We start from the raw sequence: 17,617 nt of genomic DNA, 5'->3' as shown, positions 1-17,617 counted from the left end.
TTATACCTGTATCCCCTGTAAGGCTTTACGAATAAAGCCGTTGTTCTTGCTTAACGCTGCGGTAGCCTGCTGCGCTGTGAGGCCGCCTAGGATCATGACAATCGCGGTTTTACAGTGGCGCTGGCATTCATTGAGTACGCTTTCTGCTTCTTCTGGACTGCATTCTGTGGCTTCTACCACAATGTTGACTTGGCGTTGCACCAGCTTGGCGTTGGTGGCTTCAACATCCACCATCAGATTGCTATAGACCTTGCCGCTGCGGATCATTGCACTCGTGGTGATCATGTTAAGGATCAGTTTTTGCGCCGTTCCTGCTTTCATGCGTGATGAACCCGTGACGACTTCAGGGCCAACTACGGGCTCAATGGCAATATCTGCGGCCTTGCTCATTTCACTGTTCTGATTACACGAGATAGCGGCAACCGTTGCCCCGACATGGCGTGCGTAAGCCATCGCGCCTAATACATAAGGTGTGCGGCCACTTGCGGCGATCCCCACCAAGACGTCACGCGAGTTGAACTCGATATTACGCAGGTCCTGTTTCCCCATTTCAGGGTTGTCTTCTGCGTTCTCAACCGCCTGTAGAATCGCCGTATGTCCACCAGCAATCAGGCCGATAACCTGTTCTCGCGGTGTCCCGTAGGTGGGGGGGCACTCGCTTGCATCCAGAATTCCCAGACGTCCAGAAGTGCCAGCACCGCAATAAATCAACCTGCCCCCGTTGGCAAAAGCCTCAGTGACCAAATCCACTACTTTGGCAACGTCTGGCAGCGTGGCTTCCACCGCTAAGGAGACTTTTTTATCCTCCGCGTTGATCACCGCAAGCATTTCCAGTGTTGACAGCGTATCAATCTGAGAGCTGGCCGGATTGCGGCTTTCGGTCATCATCTGGCTTAAATTAATCTTCATTCGGGCTTCCAGGTCATTGGGTTTTCGGCAATGTTAAGGAATTATTTATTCATGGAGTGTGATTTTTATCACGGCAAATCTATTCTTGTTTTTGGTTTGATGAGGAATAAATACCGAATAAAAAAAGTGAATTGAAAAATATTTTCAATATTTTCATATAAATAAGTTGATGGAATGAAAGGTGTTACTACTGGAATAATCTATACCCGAAATAATTCGAGTTTCAGGACAAAGCGTTAGCGTTTTGAACAACGCACATGCAACTTGAAGTATGACGGTGTGTTACAAGTAACGGAGATATTTTTCATGTCAGTGTTAAATGAGATCGCTTGGCTGCTACCTGAGTTAGCTGAAAGACAGCAAAAAATTGCGCAATACATTCTGGATAATCCAGAGGCTATTCTGAGCATGTCCTCTTCCCGCTTTGCCGAAAACGCTGGGGTGAGTCAATCTGCTGTCATCAAGTTTAGCCAGAAGATCGGTATGAAGGGCTTTCCTGCGCTTAAGATTGTCATCAGTGAAGAACTGGGCAGAAACAACCAATTTAAAACTTACCCGCATAAGGCGTTGCATAACGCGATCTCGTCTGAAGATTCGCTGATGGTGATGGCGCAAAAACTGGCACATGAAAAAACGGCCGCGATCATTGATACCACCAAAAAAATAAATTTCCCAATATTTCAGAAAGTTGTCGATATTATTAATAACGCCCAACGGGTGCAGATTGTCGGCATTTGGGGGTCTGGATTAACAGCAAAAGACCTGAGCTACAAACTGCAAAAGATAGGTATTCTCTGCTTAGCAGAAGCAGACCTTCACGTTCAACTCACCACCGCGCAGGCTCTGACGCCGAAGGACGTACAGATCGTGTTGTCGTTCAGCGGCAAGCGCAAAGAAATGCGTATAGCCAGTACCATGGCAAAAGCGCAGGGGGCGACGGTCATCGCCATTACAGGTAACAAGGAAACCCCTCTGGCCAAACTTGCCGATTATGTGCTGGAAAGTATTTCTGATGAAAATGAATGGCGCAGCTCTTCGATATCATCACGGACGGCGCAAAACACCCTGACAGATTTGATTTTTCTGGCGCTATTGCAGCGACGAAAAGAAATAGCCAAACCACTGGTACTTAACGCCAGTATGACCATAAATAATCTGGACGAAACGTTGTTGAATAAATAGTTTTTGAGGTAGAGCAAAGTGGTTTTCCTCCCTTTCAGGCAATACGCATAAGGTTTGTCTGAAAAGGAGGGAAATGTTTTGATGCGGTTTTTTTCTCAAAGTTCAATTTATTCAATAATACCGAAAATTATTTTAAAACGTGACAGCGTGTAAAAAATTTTATTTATCATTAAATGCACTATGTTTAATTGGCGTTTAACTGAATTTGCTAATGATGAATGATACTTTGCTCCTACTTTTTGACGTGTGAAGATTTTTTCTTAAGTGATGTCGTTGTTAATCGTGTGGATATAACAGGAAATAAATTGAAAACAAACGTGATTGTGCAGATGAGTAAATAACAAAGATACTGCGATAACGTATGATTTTTTAGCGAATGCTGAGATGAAGAGCCTTGCATGAAAATAGCCATTAGTGGAACGGGATATGTGGGTTTATCGAATGGATTATTATTAGCACAACGGCATCAGGTTGTAGCGCTGGATATTGTGGCTGAAAAAGTGGCGCTGCTAAATCAACGAAAATCGCCGATTAATGACGCTGAAATTGCGCGTTTTTTACAACATGAAACGCTGAATTTCTCGGCTACGCTGGATAAACATGAAGCGTATACCGATGCGCAGTTCGTGATTATCGCTACGCCGACGGATTACGATCCACAAACCAACTATTTCAATACCTCATCGGTAGAGGCGGTCATTCGCGACGTACTGGCGATTAATCCGCAGGCGATTATGGTGATTAAATCGACGGTGCCTGTTGGCTTTACGGAGAAAATCAGTCAACAGTTGGATACGGATAATGTCATTTTTTCGCCTGAGTTTTTACGTGAAGGAAAGGCGCTGCATGACAATCTTTACCCGTCACGAATTGTGGTGGGGGAACGGTCAGAAAGGGCAAGGTTCTTCGCTAACCTATTGATAGAGTGTGCATTAAAAAAAGATATTCGCGTGCTGTTTACCGACCCGACAGAGGCCGAAGCGATAAAATTATTTGCGAATACCTTCCTGGCAATGCGGGTGGCCTACTTCAATGAGTTGGACAGCTATGCCGAATCGCTGGGGTTGAACACCCGGCAGATTATTGAAGGGGTATGCCTCGATCCCCGTATTGGTGATTACTACAATAACCCCTCTTTTGGCTACGGCGGTTACTGTTTACCGAAAGATACCCGGCAGCTTCTGGCTAATTATCGTACTGTGCCGAATAATCTGATCAAGGCTATCGTGGACGCTAACCATACGCGGAAAGACTTCATTGCCGACACGATTATCCGCCGCCACCCTAAAACCGTTGGCGTCTATCGCCTTATCATGAAAGCGGGGTCGGACAATTTTCGCTTTTCCTCCATTCAGGGCATTATGAAAAGGATAAAAGCGAAAGGAATCAATGTTGTGATTTATGAACCGGGTATTGATGATGACGATTTTCTCGATGTTCCTATCATTCATCAACTCGATAGTTTTAAACAGCAGTGTGACGTTATTATTACCAATCGTTACGCCGATGAATTAAAAGATGTGATGGAGAAAGTCTATACGCGAGATTTATTCGGGGAGGATTGATTTTTTGTCATAGATCAATAAATCGATACGACCGTGACTCGGATATTAGCGGAAAGTTCATTTATAGATTGTAATTAATTATATCTCTTTGAGTGCGGGATGTGTTTGCGCTATGTCGTGTGGCGTCGTTTATCTGTGATTTTATGACTGTCGTAATAAATTAAGGTTGGCTTAAGGCTTCATTATTTAGACTGCTTAATAATGATTTGTCGCCATTATTTATTTTGGGAATATGTTATGACGGATTTTTTGCCTTTTTCCCGCCCGACTATGGGCGAAGAGGAAATTGCTGCCGTGGCAGACGTATTACGTTCTGGCTGGATAACCACGGGGCCGAAATGCCAGCAATTAGAGCTGGCGTTTTGCCAGCGAATCGGGTGTCGACAGGCGATTGCGGTTAGCTCTGCGACGGGGGGAATGCACGTTACGCTGATGGCGCTCGGTATCGGCCCCGGTGATGAGGTGATTACACCGTCTCAGACTTGGGTTTCGACTGTCAATATGATCACGCTATTGGGGGCAGAGCCGGTGATGGTGGACGTGGATCGGCACACGCTGATGGTGCGACCGCAGGACATGGAAGCCGCTATCACGCCAAAAACTAAAGCGATTATTCCCGTGCATTACGCCGGTGCACCTGCCGATCTGGATGCGCTGCGTGCTTTGAGTGAACGTTACGGTATTCCGCTGATTGAGGATGCGGCGCACGCCGTCGGTACGCAATATCGCGGTGAATGGATCGGCGCGCGCGGAACGGCCATTTTTTCGTTTCACGCGATTAAAAATATCACCTGTGCGGAAGGTGGCATGGTGGTAACGGATGACGACGTACTCGCCGAGCGTATACGCAGCCTAAAGTTTCACGGGTTGGGAGTAGATGCGTTTGACCGGCAATTACAGGGGCGCAAGCCGCAGGCTGAAGTGGTGACGCCGGGGTTTAAATACAACCTAGCGGATATCAATGCGGCCATTGCACTCATTCAACTGGATAAACTCTCGGCGTTCAACGCCCGCCGTCAGCAACTTGCCGTGCGTTATCTCACTCAACTGCACTCCCTGCCGCTCCAGCCGCTGGCGGTTCCTGATTATCCCCATCTGCACGCCTGGCACCTGTTTATGGTGCGCGTAGACGAAACGCAGTGCGGCATATCACGCGATGCTCTGATGGCGGCGCTGCAAACGCACGGTATTGGCACCGGACTGCATTTCAGAGCGGTGCATACGCAGAAATATTACCGCGAGCGCTACCCTCATTTGCACCTACCGGAAACGGAGTGGAATTCGGCGTCGCTGATGACGCTACCGCTGTTCCCCGACATGCTGGATAGCGATGTCGATCGCGTCGTCGCGGCGCTAACCTCGATTCTGGAGTCTGTTCGTGATTGATGACATCAACAATGTTTCTGTTGTGATCCCCGTTTATAACGAAGAAGAGAGCCTACCGGTGCTGATTGACCGCACGCTGGCGGCCTGTCGGCAGATCGGTAAACCCTGGGAAATAATTCTGGTTGATGACGGCAGCAGCGACCGCTCGGCAGAACTGCTGACCGAGGCGGCGAGCGACCCGGAAAAGCACATCATCGCCGTGCTGTTGAACCGCAACTACGGTCAGCACTCGGCCATCATGGCGGGTTTCCAGCAAGCGGTGGGCGATGTGGTGATTACGCTGGATGCTGATTTACAAAATCCACCGGAGGAAATCCCGCGGCTGGTGGAGTATGCCGCGCAAGGCTATGACGTAGTCGGCACTGTGCGAGCTAACCGGCAGGATTCGCTATTCCGCAAACTGGCCTCGAAAACCATCAACATGATGATCCGGCGTTCGACCGGGAAATCGATGGCGGATTACGGCTGTATGCTGCGTGCGTATCGTCGCCACATTGTCAGCGCGATGCTGCGCTGTCATGAACGCAGCACCTTTATTCCTATTCTTGCTAATACATTCGCTCGCAAAACTATCGAGATCGACGTGTTGCACGCCGAGCGGGAATTCGGCACGTCCAAATACAGCTTTCTCAAGCTAATTAATCTGATGTACGACCTGCTGACCTGCCTGACGACAACGCCGCTGCGCATACTCAGCCTGATTGGTAGCGTCGTTGCGCTGTCGGGGTTTCTGCTGGCGCTGCTGTTGATTGGCCTGCGTCTGTTTTTCGGCGCGGAGTGGGCGGCTGAGGGCGTGTTCACGCTGTTTGCCGTGCTGTTCATGTTTATCGGCGCGCAGTTCGTCGGGATGGGGCTACTGGGGGAATACATTGGTCGTATCTATACCGATGTGCGTGCTCGGCCACGCTATTTTGTGCAAAAGACGGTGAGTGCGGCAACGCCACTGACTACCAGTTTACGGGATGAAGAAGAATGAAAGCGATCGTATTTGCCTACCATGATATCGGCTGTGTCGGTCTTGAAGCATTGAGGCTAGCAGGCTACGAAATTCAGGCGGTGTTCACGCACAGCGATGCACCGGGTGAGAACCACTTCTACGCCTCAGTGGCGAAAGCGGCTGCCGAGATGGACGTGCCGGTGTTTGCGCCGGAAGACGTTAACCATCCACTCTGGGTGAACCGCATTCGAGAGCTGGCACCGGATGTTATTTTTTCCTTCTATTACCGCACACTATTAAGCGATGACATTCTTCAGTTACCCTCGTTTGGCGCATTCAATCTGCACGGTTCACTGCTGCCGCGCTACCGTGGGCGAGCACCGGTCAACTGGGTGCTGGTGAACGGCGAAACGCAGACGGGCGTGACGCTGCACAAGATGGTTTCCCGCGCGGATGCGGGCGACATCGTTGCCCAGTCCGTGGTGGTGATTGACGATGAAGACACCGCGCTGACGCTACATGGCAAATGCCGTACCGCCGCTGCCGCTTTACTGGCGCAGCAGTTACCGCTGATTCGCTCGCGTGAGGTTACGCTGACGCCGCAGGATGACAGTCAGGCTAGCTATTTCGGTCGCCGTACGGCGGCAGATGGCCTGATCGACTGGCAAAAAAGCGCGGGTGAGATCAACAACCTGATCCGCGCCGTGACGGAGCCCTATCCGGGGGCGTTTACGTTTCTCGGCGAGCGCAAGGTAATTATCTGGCGCGCCCGTGTGGTTAAAAACAAGAGTGTGGACGTGAATTATCCACATGGCGGCGATGCGGGCTCAATTATTTCGACCTCGCCGCTGGTGGTGTCCTGCGGGGAAGACGCACTTGAGATCGTCAGCGGACAGAGCGAGTCCGGGCTATATATGTCGGGCAGCCGACTGGCGGCGGAAATGGGCATGGTGCCACAGGCGCGGCTGGGCAACCTCGCTAGCCGGGTGCAACGACGCCGTACGCGTGTGTTGATCCTCGGTGTGAACGGTTTTATCGGCAACCATCTGACCGAGCGGCTGCTGCGCGACGATCGCTATGAAATTTACGGACTGGATATCAGTTCGGATGCCATCGCCCGTTTTCTTGACGATCCGCGTTTCCATTTTGTGGAAGGCGATATCAGCATCCATAACGAATGGATCGAATACCACATCAAGAAGTGTGATGTCATTCTGCCGCTGGTGGCGATTGCCACGCCCATCGAATACACCCGTAACCCGCTGCGCGTATTCGAGCTGGATTTCGAAGAGAACCTGAAAATTGTGCGCGACTGCGTACGTTACAACAAACGCATCGTTTTCCCGTCCACTTCAGAAGTGTACGGCATGTGTGATGACAAAGAGTTTGATGAAGACACTTCACGCTTGATTGTCGGGCCGATCAACAAGCAGCGCTGGATTTACTCCGTCTCCAAGCAGCTGTTGGATCGGGTGATTTGGGCATACGGCGCGAAAAGCGGCCTGCGCTTCACGCTGTTCCGTCCGTTTAACTGGATGGGGCCGCGTCTGGACACGCTGGATGCCGCGCGGATCGGCAGTTCGCGCGCCATTACGCAATTGATCCTCAATCTGGTGGAAGGATCGCCGATCAAGCTGGTGGACGGCGGGGCGCAGAAGCGCTGCTTTACCGACATTCATGACGGTATTGAAGCGCTGTTCCGCATTATTGAAAACCGTAACGGCCAGTGTGACGGACAGATTATCAACATCGGCAATCCGCACAATGAAGCCAGTATCCGCGAGCTAGGCGACATGCTGCTGACCAGCTTTAATGCTCACCCGTTACGTGACCGCTTCCCGCCGTTCGCTGGGTTTATTGACGTGGAGAGCAGTAGCTATTACGGCAAAGGCTATCAGGATGTGGCACACCGCACGCCGAGCATTCGCAATGCCAAACGCCTGCTGGAATGGGAACCGTCGGTGAGGATGGAGCAGACCGTTGCGGAAACGCTGGACTATTTTCTGCGTACCGTTGATGTCTCGCACACCGCTGATTCCACGGATGCGCAGGGATGACGCGCGTTGGCCTGCGAATTGATGTCGATACCTGGCGTGGTACGCGGGACGGCGTGCCCGCGCTGCTGAAGGTGCTGGCTGAGTTTGATATTCAGGCGAGTTTCTTTTTTAGCGTCGGGCCGGACAACATGGGGCGACACCTGTGGCGTCTGCTGCGTCCACGCTTTCTATGGAAGATGCTGCGCTCCAACGCGGCCTCCCTCTACGGCTGGGATATTTTACTGGCTGGCACGGCGTGGCCGGGGCGTCCTATCGGCGCACGGTTTGGCGCGTTAATCCGCCAGACGCACGACGCCGGGCATGAGGTAGGGCTACATGCCTGGGATCATCACGGCTGGCAGGCGAATGTCGCTCGTTGGTCGGATGCGCAACTGGCCGCGCAGTTCCGTGAAGGCATAGATGCGCTAACGCAGATTCTGCCATCACCGGTGCATTGTTCTGCGGTGGCGGGCTGGCGGGCTGATTCGCGCGTTGTAGAGATGAAACAGCGCTGGAATCTGAACTATAACAGCGACTGCCGCGGCACCCGACCTTTCCGACCGCGCCTGAAAAATGGTGAGCTCGGCACGATGCAGATCCCCGTCACGCTGCCGACCTACGATGAGGTCATCGGCGAGCGTGTGAGTGACGGTGAGTTCAACAGCTTTATTCTTGATGCAATCGAGCAGGATCGTGGCGTGCCGGTGTATACCATCCACGCGGAGGTTGAAGGGGGGACGAAGCTGGCGCTGTTCCGTCAGCTACTGCTTCGCGCCCGTCAGCAGCACATCGAATTTTGTCCGCTTTCCTCGTTACTGCCTGACGACTTGGCTACGCTGCCCGTCGGACGGATTGAGCGCGCGCCGTTTCCCGGACGGGAAGGGTGGCTTGGCGTACAAACGGAAGAATAAATACAGCGGGAAATCGTATGGAAAAAGGCATGTTCAAGCTGAAAAGTACCGTGATAATGGTGTTGTTTGCTTTGCTCTATCTGTTGCCGCTTAATGGCCGTTGGCTGTGGTCGCCAGATGAAACACGTTATGCCGAAATCAGTCGTGAGATGCTTCAGCGCGGCGATTGGATTGTGCCGCATTTGTTGGGTATCCGCTATTTTGAGAAACCTGTCGCGGGCTATTGGCTGAATAACATGAGCCAATGGTTATTAGGCCATACCAATTTTGCCGTGCGTTTTGCCTCGGTTTTTTCTACCGCGCTGAGTGCACTGCTGGTGTTTTGGCTGGCGATGATGCTGTGGAAAAGCCGGCGCACCGCGCTGTTGGCGGCGACGATCTACCTTACATCACTGCTGGTGTATGGCATCGGTACTTACAGCGTGCTCGATCCGATGGTGACGCTGTGGATGACGGCGGCGCTGTTCAGCCACGCGCTGATTTTGCGGGCAAAACAGACGCGTGAACGGCTGTTGGCCTGGGGATTGATGGGGCTAGCCTGCGGTATGGGATTCATGACCAAAGGCTTTCTGGCGCTGGCGCTGCCGGTGATCAGCGTGCTGCCCGTGGCGCTGGCGCAAAAGCGAATCAAGGAACTGCTGTTGTTCGGGCCGCTTGCGATTGTCGTCGCGGTATTGCTGAGTGCACCATGGGCGCTGGCGGTGCACGAACGCGAGGCCGATTACTGGCATTACTTTTTTTGGATCGAACATATCCAGCGTTTTGCTGAAGACGATGCGCAACATAAGGCACCGTTCTGGTATTACCTGCCGGTTCTGATTATCGGGACATTCCCTTGGCTGGCGCTGTTGCCGGGTGCGTTACGCAGCGGTTGGATTGAACGGAAAGTGAATCCAGAACGGTTCTTCTTGCTGTGCTGGATGGTAATGCCGCTGCTGTTTTTCAGCATCGCCAAAGGCAAGCTGTTGACCTACATTCTGCCGTGCTTCGCGCCGCTGGCGCTGCTGATGGCGGCGTGGGTTTCCGGGCTGGCACCAGCGGTACGTGAACGTCTATTACGTATCAATAGTTGGCTCAATATTGCTTTTGGCGGTGTGCTGGGGCTTGCGGTTGCCGCACTTGGACTTGGCATCGTCGTACCGCATTTCTATCAACCGGGAGAAGGGCTGACCATCATATCGGGTGTGGTCTGCTTTATTGGCTGGATCGCCTTTGCGGTTGTCAGTTTGAGAAAACAGAGGGCTTGGGGCTATCTGGTGGCGGGTTGTCCGCTCTTTCTGGCGCTGCTCGTTGGCGGAAGCATTCCAGCGAGCGTAGTGGATTCCAAGAACCCCCAAACCTTCATTCGTAGCCACCAGCCGTTGCTGGAAAACAGCCGCTATGTGTTGAGCGACGAGGTCGGATTGGCCGCCGGACTGGCGTGGGAACTGAAGCGCAGCGATATCACTTTATTCAAAGCGCGTGGCGAACTGAGCTATGGACTGGGCTATGCGGATGCCGCTGACCGCTTTGTCGATGAGGACGCTTTTCCAGCCTGGCTTGCCGATAAGCGGCGTCGCGGAGATGTCGCGCTGGTGCTGAAGGTCGATAGAGATTCCGATGAGGAATACCGTAATCTGCCAATGCCCAGTCAGTTGAGAAAATCGCACCGCTACGTGCTGCTGTTTTATAAGCAGGTAACGCCATGAGTTATCTATTGGTTGCCATCGTCTGTCTGCTGACGAGCTTAGGGCAGCTGTGCCAGAAACAGGCGGCGGAATGCTGGCGGCGTTTGCCCACCGAACGGCGTAAACGGATAACGCTGGGGTGGCTAATGTTGGCGGTTTTGTTGCTCGGAGTTGGGTTGCTGCTGTGGCTTTTGGTGTTGCAGCATCTCCCGCTCGGCGTGGCGTACCCGTTGCTGAGCATCAATTTTATTCTGGTTACGCTACTGGCGCGCTATGGATTTGGCGAACGTGTGGATAGGCATCACTGGTGGGGCATCGTGCTGATTATCACCGGTATCTATTTGATGCAGGGGGGATGATGACGAAAAAAGGCTATGTCTGGGCGCTTGCCAGTATTGTGCTAGCCAGCGCTGCACAGATATTAATGAAAAGCGGAATGCTGGCTCTGCCGAGCATTTCCATGACACACTGGCCATCGCTCAGCACGTTGATGGTGGGCTGGCCTGTTGTCGCGGTGCTTATCGGGGTTATCTGCTATGGCCTGTCGATGGTGTGCTGGTTCATGGTGCTGCGTTATCTACCGTTAAGCCGCGCTTACCCGTTGATTAGTTTGAGCTATGCGGTAGTTTACCTGGCTGCGGTTTTTCTGCCGTGGCTGAATGAGCCGATGAGCCTGCGTAAAAATCTCGGCGTTCTGATTATTATGCTGGGCGTCTGGCTGGTGACGCGTAACGCGCAGGCGGAGCGATAAACCGCCTGAGCGCGCAGGTAGTGCGGGATTATTGACTGAAGACGTGAGCAGTACCCGTGACGCTCAGGCTAACCTGTTGGCCGACGGTGAAAGCAGCGTGACTGACGGTTTTCAGTTCAATGACATCGGCTTCTGCGTTGTGGATGCATAGCGTCAGCGTAGAGACGAAGCCGGAAAACTCGACGTTGCGGATGGTGGCGCGAATGTGTGCCGTGCTCGTTGTCTCGGTATCCTGAATCATTATCTGCTCCGGCCTGAGCATAATTCTTGCCCGACCATTTGCCGTTGGGCGCTCCACGGCGATGCGTCCCAGCAGGCAATCAGCCTGATTGTCGTCAATTTGAGCTTCGAGAATCAGTGTTTCACCGAGGAAGGTGGCGATATCCTCACTGTTGGGTCGGTGGTAGAGCGTCCACGGCGAGCCTGATTGTGACAGTTGGCCGTCGCGCATCACGACGACCCGATCGGCAAAAGACAGCGCTTCCCCCTGATCGTGGGTCACCAGAATCGACGCCACGTTAGCCTGCTGCAAGACGTCCATTACCGCTTTACGGGTGGCGGCACGCAGGCCAGTGTCCAGAGCAGAAAACGGTTCATCCAGCAGCATCAACGCAGGGCGCTGCGCTAGCGCGCGAGCCAGTGCGACACGTTGCTGCTGTCCGCCGGAAATTTCATGCGGCGAGTGCTTCTGTAAATGTGCGGGAAGGGAAACCAGTGCCATCAGCTCATCCACGCGTTTTTGTTTTTCTGCCCTCGTGCCTTTGAGCCCAAAGGCGATGTTGTCTGCGATGCAGAGATGCGGAAACAGTGCGCCGTCCTGCGGGACATAGCCGATTCCGCGCTGATGGGCGGGGACGGAAAGCCCGTTATCGCAGAGCGTTTGGCCGTTTAGCGTAATGACGCCGGTATCTGGTTTTTCGAACCCGGCGATCAGGCGCAGCAGGGTGGTTTTCCCTGAACCGGACGGGCCGACAATCGCCGTGCGGCGGCTGTTTTCTAACGTTAAACGGATGTCAGACAGCACGGTGCGCCCGTTGAAGCTTTTACTGACGCGATGAAGTTCCAACATGATTACAGTCCCGCCATTTTTTGTGATTGCGTGTAGAGAAACCAGGTCCACGGTAGCGACAGCAGGACCAGAATAAGCGCATAGGGTGCCGCAGCGGGATAGTCGATCTCACTGGTTAGCGCCCAAAATCCGGTCGCCAGCGTTCGCGTGCCGTTAGGTGCCAGCAGCAGAGTGGCGGTTAGCTCATTGACGATCGCCAGAAACACGAGTGTTGTCCCCGTCGCGACGCCGGGCGCAGCCAGCCGGATGGTCACGGTCATTAACGTCTGCAAAGGGGATCGACCCAGGCTGGCAGCCACCTGTTCCAACTCTACGGGTGCCTGTGCGATACCCGCGCGTAGATTAACCAGCGCCCGTGGCATGAACATCAGCAGATAAGCTAACAGCACGGTAAACTCGGTCTGATAGAGCGGCCTGATGATGTGAATCGTGGTGGTCACCAGCGCCAGCGCGACGACGATGCCCGGCAAAGAACTGGTGATGTAATTGCACCCTTCCAAAAACCGATACAGGCGATTGGGGTGGCGAATGGTCAGCCAGGCCATTGGGATCGCTGCCAGCGTCGTCAGTGTGGCACCGCTCAGCGCCAGCGTCATGGTCTGCCTAAAGGCATCAAACAGCTCGCGGCGTTGCCACACGTCCCAACCGCCAAAACCTAGCCAGCGGAATAGCGTAATAAAAGGTACGCCGAGCGTCAGCAGCACCAGCGTTGCCAGTAACAGCTGCGCCAACGTGAGAGACAGTGGTGACAAGCGTATCGGTGTGACGACCTGTGGCGCGCCGGAGCCAACATGCGCATAGCGTGTGACGCCGCGTACGCGGGCATCCGCGCACAGCAGGAACAGGCACAGTAGCGCCAGTACGCCAGCCAGCATATTGGCCGCCGGGCCATTAAACGTTGACTGAAACTGATCGAAAATTGCGGTGGTAAAGGTATCGAAACGGATCATCGCGAACAGGCCGTACTCTGCCAGCAGATGCAGGGCAATCAGCAGTAGCCCACCGCCGATAGCTAGCGTTAACTGCGGTAACACCACGCGAAAAAATACGGTAATGGGCGGCACGCCCAGGGTGGCGGCGACATCTTCCAGTGCGGGGTTAAGACGCCGCAGCGTCGCGGCGCAGGGTAAATAAAGAAACGGTAAGTAGGCGACGACGGATAAAAATACGCCAGCCGGTAAGCCATGCAGACCGGGGGCGGCGCTGATCCAAGCGTAGCTTTGTACAAACGCGGGGATCGCCAGCGGTGCGGTGAGCAACAGCGACCACAGGCGTCGGGCGGGCAGAGTAGTACGTTCCGTCAGCCAGGCCAACAGTACGCCCAGAACTGTACAAATCGGCAGCGTCAGGACAACCAGCAGCACCGTATTTGTCAGAAGTTCGCCTACGCGTGGGCGGAATAACAGGGCACGAGCCGTTTCCCAACCGGTATCAATACTGACGCCAATCACAAAGCCCAGCGGGACAAAGCCCAACAGGGATAGCACCAACGCGGCGATCGTAAGCAACGCGACAGGTTTGCGTAATGGCGGGGAGGATTCGGGAAACGTACTAGTTTTGCTGTAGCTAACGTTTGTCATACTGCCTGTAGCTGCCTCGTCAGGACGATATTCTTAGACGGTAAAATCGCGTTGAGCGACCATTTTTGTGATGATTCGTCAGGGCGAAAATGCCCTGACGAAGGCGCTATCATTACAATCTATTCGCTACAACAGGCCGGCCTGTGTCATCAGATCCACGACTTTCTTGCTGTTGAGCTTGGCGGCATCAACTTTCGGTGCGTCCAGATCTTTCAGCGGAACCAGTTTGTCGTTTGAGAGCGCATTGACGCCAACCGCATATTCAAAGGCGTCGTTGGTGCGCAAGATTTCCTGACCGGATTTGCCCGTGATCCATTTGATAAAGGCCTGAGCCTCTTTCGCGTGTTTGCTGGATGCCAGTACTCCGCCACCGGAAATACTGACGAACGCGCCCGGATCTTTATGCTTGAAGTAGTACAACTTAGTATTGTTACTGTTTTCGCCGGTTTTAGCCTGATCGACAAAACGGTAATAGTGATAGATCACGCCGCTATCAATCTGACCTGCGTTCACCGCTTTCATCACCGTACTGTTGCCTTTATAGGCGGTGAAGTTCTCTTTCATGCCTTTCAGCCACTCTTGCGTGGCTTTCTCGCCTTTCTGTTCTAGATAGGCGCTGACGATGGCCTGAAAATCTGCACCCGATGGCGATGCTGCCCAGCGGCCTTTCCATTCTGGCTTCGCCAGATCGGCTAAGGATTTCGGTAACTGCGCGTCGGTAAATTTGGTCGGATTGTAGACAAATACGGTGGAGCGTGCGGCAATGCCGATCCAGCGTCCGTGGGACGGACGATAGTCAGGTGCGACCTGAGCGAGGGTGGCTTTATCCAGTGGAGCAAAAAGATCGGCGTTATCGACCAGCACCATTGACGGTGAGTTTTCGGTCAGGAACACATCGGCAGGGGAAGATTTCCCTTCCTGCACGAGCTGGTTGCCCAATTCGGTGTCGCTACCGTTACGCAGCGTTACCTTAATACCGGTTTCTTTGGTAAAACCGTCAACCCACGATTTCACGAGATTTTCATGTTGGGCATTGTAAATCACAATCCCTTCATCGTTTTCTGCTGCATTTGCCGATGCGCTGAGAGTCAGGCCGGAAGCTAATAAAACGGCAGAACTCAGTAATCCAAAACCAAGCTTCATAGTATTTACCCTTATCAATACCCGTTATGTTTGAATATTGCTGGCCGACATTGACTCCCTCGTATCGCATTATTTTAGTGACACAGGCAGGGATGTCGCGGCAGTCGAAAATGGATTCTACATATCGATAATAATAATGATAGTTATTATTATTTCGCTTTCTTAAGGTTAAATTAAGGTTTCAATGGATGGGATATTTCGGTCATCACTTTATTTCAGCACGTGTCGCGGTGTGAAAAAGGATAAAACGACCTCGTAAAAACAGGTTGGCGTTGCTGTGAAATTTATTTCATCGAATATGAGATATAACATCATGATTTACAGAAACAAATCTTGATTCATCGTCTATATTTACTATGCAGGCTGTGAGTAGCGATACAACAAATGCACCGTATCTCTTCGGTGTCACGTGCGCTTGTCTGCAATTTGGGGCTAATTGACCGACAAAAAAGTGACACAGCAACTGATATTCGGGGGATGGGATAATGGATGTAGAAACGCGGATGATTGAGCTTATTGTTAAATCTGGCGAAACACGTTCCTGCGCAATGGAAGCACTGAGATCCGCCCGCCGAGGCGAGTGGGAACACGTCGATGAACTATTAAAAATGGCGGCGGTAGCGCTGAACCGAGCGCAGTTGATCCAGACTGGATTTATTGGCCACCAGAGTAAGGAAAAAGCCAATCTTGAACTCATCGTGGTGCATGCACAGGATCACCTGATGAATGCGATGTTGTGCCGTGAACTGGCTGAAGAGATTATTGAACTGAGGAAAGAGGTCTCAGGCGTTAATATGCACATGCGCTAGTCACATCACGAAGCTAACGGAAAAGCCACTCAGTTTCACGCTGAGTGGCTTTGCTGTTTTTGGGGCGGAACAATATCATTCATGAACTTGTATAATGGATACCGATTGATAACACCACTATTCGGACACGCTGATGTTAAAAGAAAACGTTAATGACCTCATTTCGTTCCTTGTGGTGGCAAGAGAACGCAGTTTTACCAAAGCGGCGGCGAAGCTCGGGCTTTCCCAGTCGGCGCTGAGCCATTCGATTCGCGGCCTTGAAGAGCGGCTTGGCGTACGGTTGCTGACCCGTACCACGCGCAGCGTCGCGCCGACGGAAGCGGGGGAGAAACTGGCGCATAGCCTTGGCCCGCGTTTCGCGGATATCGAAAGTGAACTGGTTGCGCTGGGTGATATGCGCGAGCGGCCTGCGGGGAATATCCGTATCACGGCGGGAGAGCACGCGGTTGATTCGATATTATGGCCAGTGTTAAAGCCATTTTTAGCGAACTATCCCGATATTCACGTCGACATCACGGTGGATGATGCCTTAACGGATAGTGCTTTTGGTCGCTTTGATGCGGATATTCGTCTGGGTGAGCAGGTGGCAAAAGACATGATCGCTGTGCGTATTGCACCGGAAATGAGTATGGCGGTGGTCGGTTCCCCGAACTATTTCGCGCGCAATTCTGCCCCCACGACGCCACAAGATTTACAGCAGCATCGCTGTATTAACATGCGTCTGCCGACAATGTGCGGCATCTACGCGTGGGAGTTTGAAAAAAACGGGCGAGCCATCAAGGTGCGTGTTGAAGGGCAGTTGACGATGAATAGCCTGCGCCAGCGAATTGACGCCGCGCAAATCGGGCTCGGCCTAGCCTATGTGCCGGAAGATTCAGTGCGTGAGGATATTGCCAGCGGACGCCTGATTCGGGTGCTGACAGAATGGTGCCCGCTGTTTCCGGGCTACTATCTTTATTATCCCAGCCGCAAGCAGCATACCACCGCCTTTTCACTGTTTGTGGAAGTGCTGCGCTATCCGCGTTAGTAACGCAAAGCTAACCTCTTGATTAAGCCGCGTTGGCAGTATGCCGTTATCGATCTCATTCATGAATCGCAGTGTGCGCTATAACCGAGTAGGAAATAAAATGTGCACTGATAATAATGAGACGTCTTATACATTCTACTGTGATTGAGAACACGCGGGGAATTGAAACGAGTAGCGATCATTTTCAATGATGAACGCTATTTCTTTGCTTTATTGATTAGGGCGTTTTTTATTAATTATCGACACGATAAAAACACCCTATTATTTTAACGCCTTGACTGCTCACACTGATTTTTTAATCTCATCATTTCCGCTGGTGGCAAAGGTGCTGTCATCATAGAACGGTACTTCATACATTCCGGCGTTTCATCCGTGGGGAATTTTTTCCCATTGGATGAACAGGCGATAACTAACAGCGTCACTGAAGCAATCAATAGCTGATGGATAGTGGGCTGATAATTTTTCATAAACACTCCTTTAACTTTTTTGTCGGTCAGCGCTCAAAGATGTTTGCACTCCATCATCCCTGACATCACGTTCAAACTGGGTGCGGTGAGACTCCTGCCAGCGAAGCTTTACTACCCCATATTCGGGCTGCGTAAGCAAGAAGAGATGTCTGAGAATCCTTCCCTTACTTGGTCGCCA

16 protein-coding genes are annotated in these 17,617 nt (G+C 52.3%); 11 read left to right on the top strand and 5 right to left on the bottom strand.

What is annotated here, in order from left to right; genetic code table 11:
* Entirely contained in the window at nt 1-909 is a 909-nt protein-coding gene (gene murQ, locus E2566_RS14990; RefSeq protein ID WP_107170849.1) for an N-acetylmuramic acid 6-phosphate etherase, read from the bottom strand.
* A gap of 306 nt (nt 910-1,215) precedes the next feature.
* Here murQ and E2566_RS14985 point away from each other — a divergent pair, with 306 nt between their 5' ends.
* From E2566_RS14985 to arnF, 9 genes are all read left to right on the top strand, one after another.
* On the top strand, nt 1,216-2,091 hold the full coding sequence (locus E2566_RS14985) for an SIS domain-containing protein (protein WP_107170194.1): 876 nt from the start codon (nt 1,216-1,218) through the stop codon (nt 2,089-2,091).
* Between the two features lie 398 nt (nt 2,092-2,489).
* Entirely contained in the window at nt 2,490-3,656 is a 1,167-nt protein-coding gene (locus E2566_RS14980; protein ID WP_107170195.1) for a nucleotide sugar dehydrogenase, read from the top strand.
* Between the two features lie 237 nt (nt 3,657-3,893).
* Nucleotides 3,894-5,042: a UDP-4-amino-4-deoxy-L-arabinose aminotransferase gene (arnB, locus tag E2566_RS14975; RefSeq protein ID WP_107170196.1), complete on the top strand. Its 1,149-nt coding sequence runs from the start codon at nt 3,894-3,896 to the stop codon at nt 5,040-5,042.
* Complete coding sequence (arnC, locus tag E2566_RS14970; RefSeq protein WP_107170197.1) at nt 5,035-6,018, top strand: undecaprenyl-phosphate 4-deoxy-4-formamido-L-arabinose transferase; 984 nt, start codon at nt 5,035-5,037, stop codon at nt 6,016-6,018. The genes arnB and arnC overlap by 8 nt, the downstream gene beginning before the upstream one ends.
* Complete coding sequence (gene arnA, locus E2566_RS14965) at nt 6,015-8,036, top strand: bifunctional UDP-4-amino-4-deoxy-L-arabinose formyltransferase/UDP-glucuronic acid oxidase ArnA (protein ID WP_107170198.1); 2,022 nt, start codon at nt 6,015-6,017, stop codon at nt 8,034-8,036. Before arnC ends, arnA begins: the two co-directional genes overlap by 4 nt.
* Nucleotides 8,033-8,926, top strand: coding sequence for a 4-deoxy-4-formamido-L-arabinose-phosphoundecaprenol deformylase (arnD, locus tag E2566_RS14960; RefSeq protein ID WP_107170199.1), 894 nt, complete (start codon nt 8,033-8,035; stop codon nt 8,924-8,926). The genes arnA and arnD overlap by 4 nt, the downstream gene beginning before the upstream one ends.
* 17 nt (nt 8,927-8,943) lie before the next feature.
* Nucleotides 8,944-10,614 (top strand): lipid IV(A) 4-amino-4-deoxy-L-arabinosyltransferase, encoded by a 1,671-nt coding sequence (gene arnT / locus E2566_RS14955; RefSeq protein ID WP_107170200.1) that lies wholly within the window; start codon nt 8,944-8,946, stop codon nt 10,612-10,614.
* Nucleotides 10,611-10,952 carry a 4-amino-4-deoxy-L-arabinose-phosphoundecaprenol flippase subunit ArnE gene (gene arnE, locus E2566_RS14950; protein ID WP_107170201.1) on the top strand — a complete coding sequence of 114 codons (342 nt, stop codon included), beginning with the start codon at nt 10,611-10,613 and terminating at the stop codon, nt 10,950-10,952. The genes arnT and arnE overlap by 4 nt, the downstream gene beginning before the upstream one ends.
* Entirely contained in the window at nt 10,952-11,344 is a 393-nt protein-coding gene (gene arnF, locus E2566_RS14945; RefSeq protein WP_107170202.1) for a 4-amino-4-deoxy-L-arabinose-phosphoundecaprenol flippase subunit ArnF, read from the top strand. The genes arnE and arnF overlap by 1 nt, the downstream gene beginning before the upstream one ends.
* A gap of 28 nt (nt 11,345-11,372) precedes the next feature.
* Here the strand turns inward: arnF and E2566_RS14940 are convergent, their stop codons facing one another.
* The 3 genes from E2566_RS14940 to E2566_RS14930 all read right to left on the bottom strand — a co-directional run bounded on the left by E2566_RS14940 (nt 11,373) and on the right by E2566_RS14930 (nt 15,136).
* A complete protein-coding gene (locus E2566_RS14940; protein WP_107170203.1) occupies nt 11,373-12,413 on the bottom strand; it encodes an ABC transporter ATP-binding protein in 1,041 nt (346 codons plus the stop codon).
* 2 nt (nt 12,414-12,415) lie between these two features.
* Entirely contained in the window at nt 12,416-13,993 is a 1,578-nt protein-coding gene (locus E2566_RS14935; protein WP_168444509.1) for an ABC transporter permease, read from the bottom strand.
* Between the two features lie 126 nt (nt 13,994-14,119).
* Nucleotides 14,120-15,136 (bottom strand): iron ABC transporter substrate-binding protein, encoded by a 1,017-nt coding sequence (locus E2566_RS14930; RefSeq protein WP_048261300.1) that lies wholly within the window; start codon nt 15,134-15,136, stop codon nt 14,120-14,122.
* A 485-nt stretch (nt 15,137-15,621) separates the two neighbouring features.
* On the opposite strand from E2566_RS14930, the gene E2566_RS14925 reads away from it, so the two are divergent.
* Nucleotides 15,622-15,945: a PTS sugar transporter subunit IIA gene (locus E2566_RS14925; RefSeq protein WP_107170205.1), complete on the top strand. Its 324-nt coding sequence runs from the start codon at nt 15,622-15,624 to the stop codon at nt 15,943-15,945.
* Nucleotides 15,946-16,078: 133 nt separating this feature from the next.
* Nucleotides 16,079-16,972 (top strand): LysR family transcriptional regulator, encoded by an 894-nt coding sequence (locus E2566_RS14920; protein WP_107170206.1) that lies wholly within the window; start codon nt 16,079-16,081, stop codon nt 16,970-16,972.
* 266 nt (nt 16,973-17,238) lie between these two features.
* Here E2566_RS14920 and E2566_RS14915 read toward each other — a convergent pair whose 3' ends face one another.
* Nucleotides 17,239-17,439, bottom strand: a complete 201-nt coding sequence (locus tag E2566_RS14915; protein WP_107170207.1) for a hypothetical protein — start codon at nt 17,437-17,439, stop codon at nt 17,239-17,241.
* Nucleotides 17,440-17,617 lie beyond the last annotated feature (178 nt).

This window comes from Pectobacterium punjabense, assembly GCF_012427845.1.
In the GTDB taxonomy this organism is placed as follows: Bacteria; Pseudomonadota; Gammaproteobacteria; order Enterobacterales; family Enterobacteriaceae; genus Pectobacterium; species Pectobacterium punjabense.
This window is presented reverse-complemented; position numbering and strand designations above follow the sequence as displayed.

Excerpts from the sequence above, each read along its gene's own strand:
- E2566_RS14930 (WP_048261300.1), bottom strand. The coding sequence starts at position 15,136 with ATGAAGCTTGGTTTTGGATTACTGAGTTCTGCCGTTTTATTAGCTTCC.
- E2566_RS14980 (WP_107170195.1), top strand. The coding sequence starts at position 2,490 with ATGAAAATAGCCATTAGTGGAACGGGATATGTGGGTTTATCGAATGGA.
- E2566_RS14920 (WP_107170206.1), top strand. The coding sequence starts at position 16,079 with ATGTTAAAAGAAAACGTTAATGACCTCATTTCGTTCCTTGTGGTGGCA.
- arnT (WP_107170200.1), top strand. The coding sequence starts at position 8,944 with ATGGAAAAAGGCATGTTCAAGCTGAAAAGTACCGTGATAATGGTGTTG.
- E2566_RS14915 (WP_107170207.1), bottom strand. The coding sequence starts at position 17,439 with ATGAAAAATTATCAGCCCACTATCCATCAGCTATTGATTGCTTCAGTG.
- E2566_RS14925 (WP_107170205.1), top strand. The coding sequence starts at position 15,622 with ATGGATGTAGAAACGCGGATGATTGAGCTTATTGTTAAATCTGGCGAA.
- E2566_RS14935 (WP_168444509.1), bottom strand. The coding sequence starts at position 13,993 with ATGACAAACGTTAGCTACAGCAAAACTAGTACGTTTCCCGAATCCTCC.
- E2566_RS14940 (WP_107170203.1), bottom strand. The coding sequence starts at position 12,413 with ATGTTGGAACTTCATCGCGTCAGTAAAAGCTTCAACGGGCGCACCGTG.
- arnE (WP_107170201.1), top strand. The coding sequence starts at position 10,611 with ATGAGTTATCTATTGGTTGCCATCGTCTGTCTGCTGACGAGCTTAGGG.
- arnD (WP_107170199.1), top strand. The coding sequence starts at position 8,033 with ATGACGCGCGTTGGCCTGCGAATTGATGTCGATACCTGGCGTGGTACG.
- E2566_RS14985 (WP_107170194.1), top strand. The coding sequence starts at position 1,216 with ATGTCAGTGTTAAATGAGATCGCTTGGCTGCTACCTGAGTTAGCTGAA.
- arnF (WP_107170202.1), top strand. The coding sequence starts at position 10,952 with ATGACGAAAAAAGGCTATGTCTGGGCGCTTGCCAGTATTGTGCTAGCC.
- murQ (WP_107170849.1), bottom strand. The coding sequence starts at position 909 with ATGAAGATTAATTTAAGCCAGATGATGACCGAAAGCCGCAATCCGGCC.
- arnA (WP_107170198.1), top strand. The coding sequence starts at position 6,015 with ATGAAAGCGATCGTATTTGCCTACCATGATATCGGCTGTGTCGGTCTT.
- arnB (WP_107170196.1), top strand. The coding sequence starts at position 3,894 with ATGACGGATTTTTTGCCTTTTTCCCGCCCGACTATGGGCGAAGAGGAA.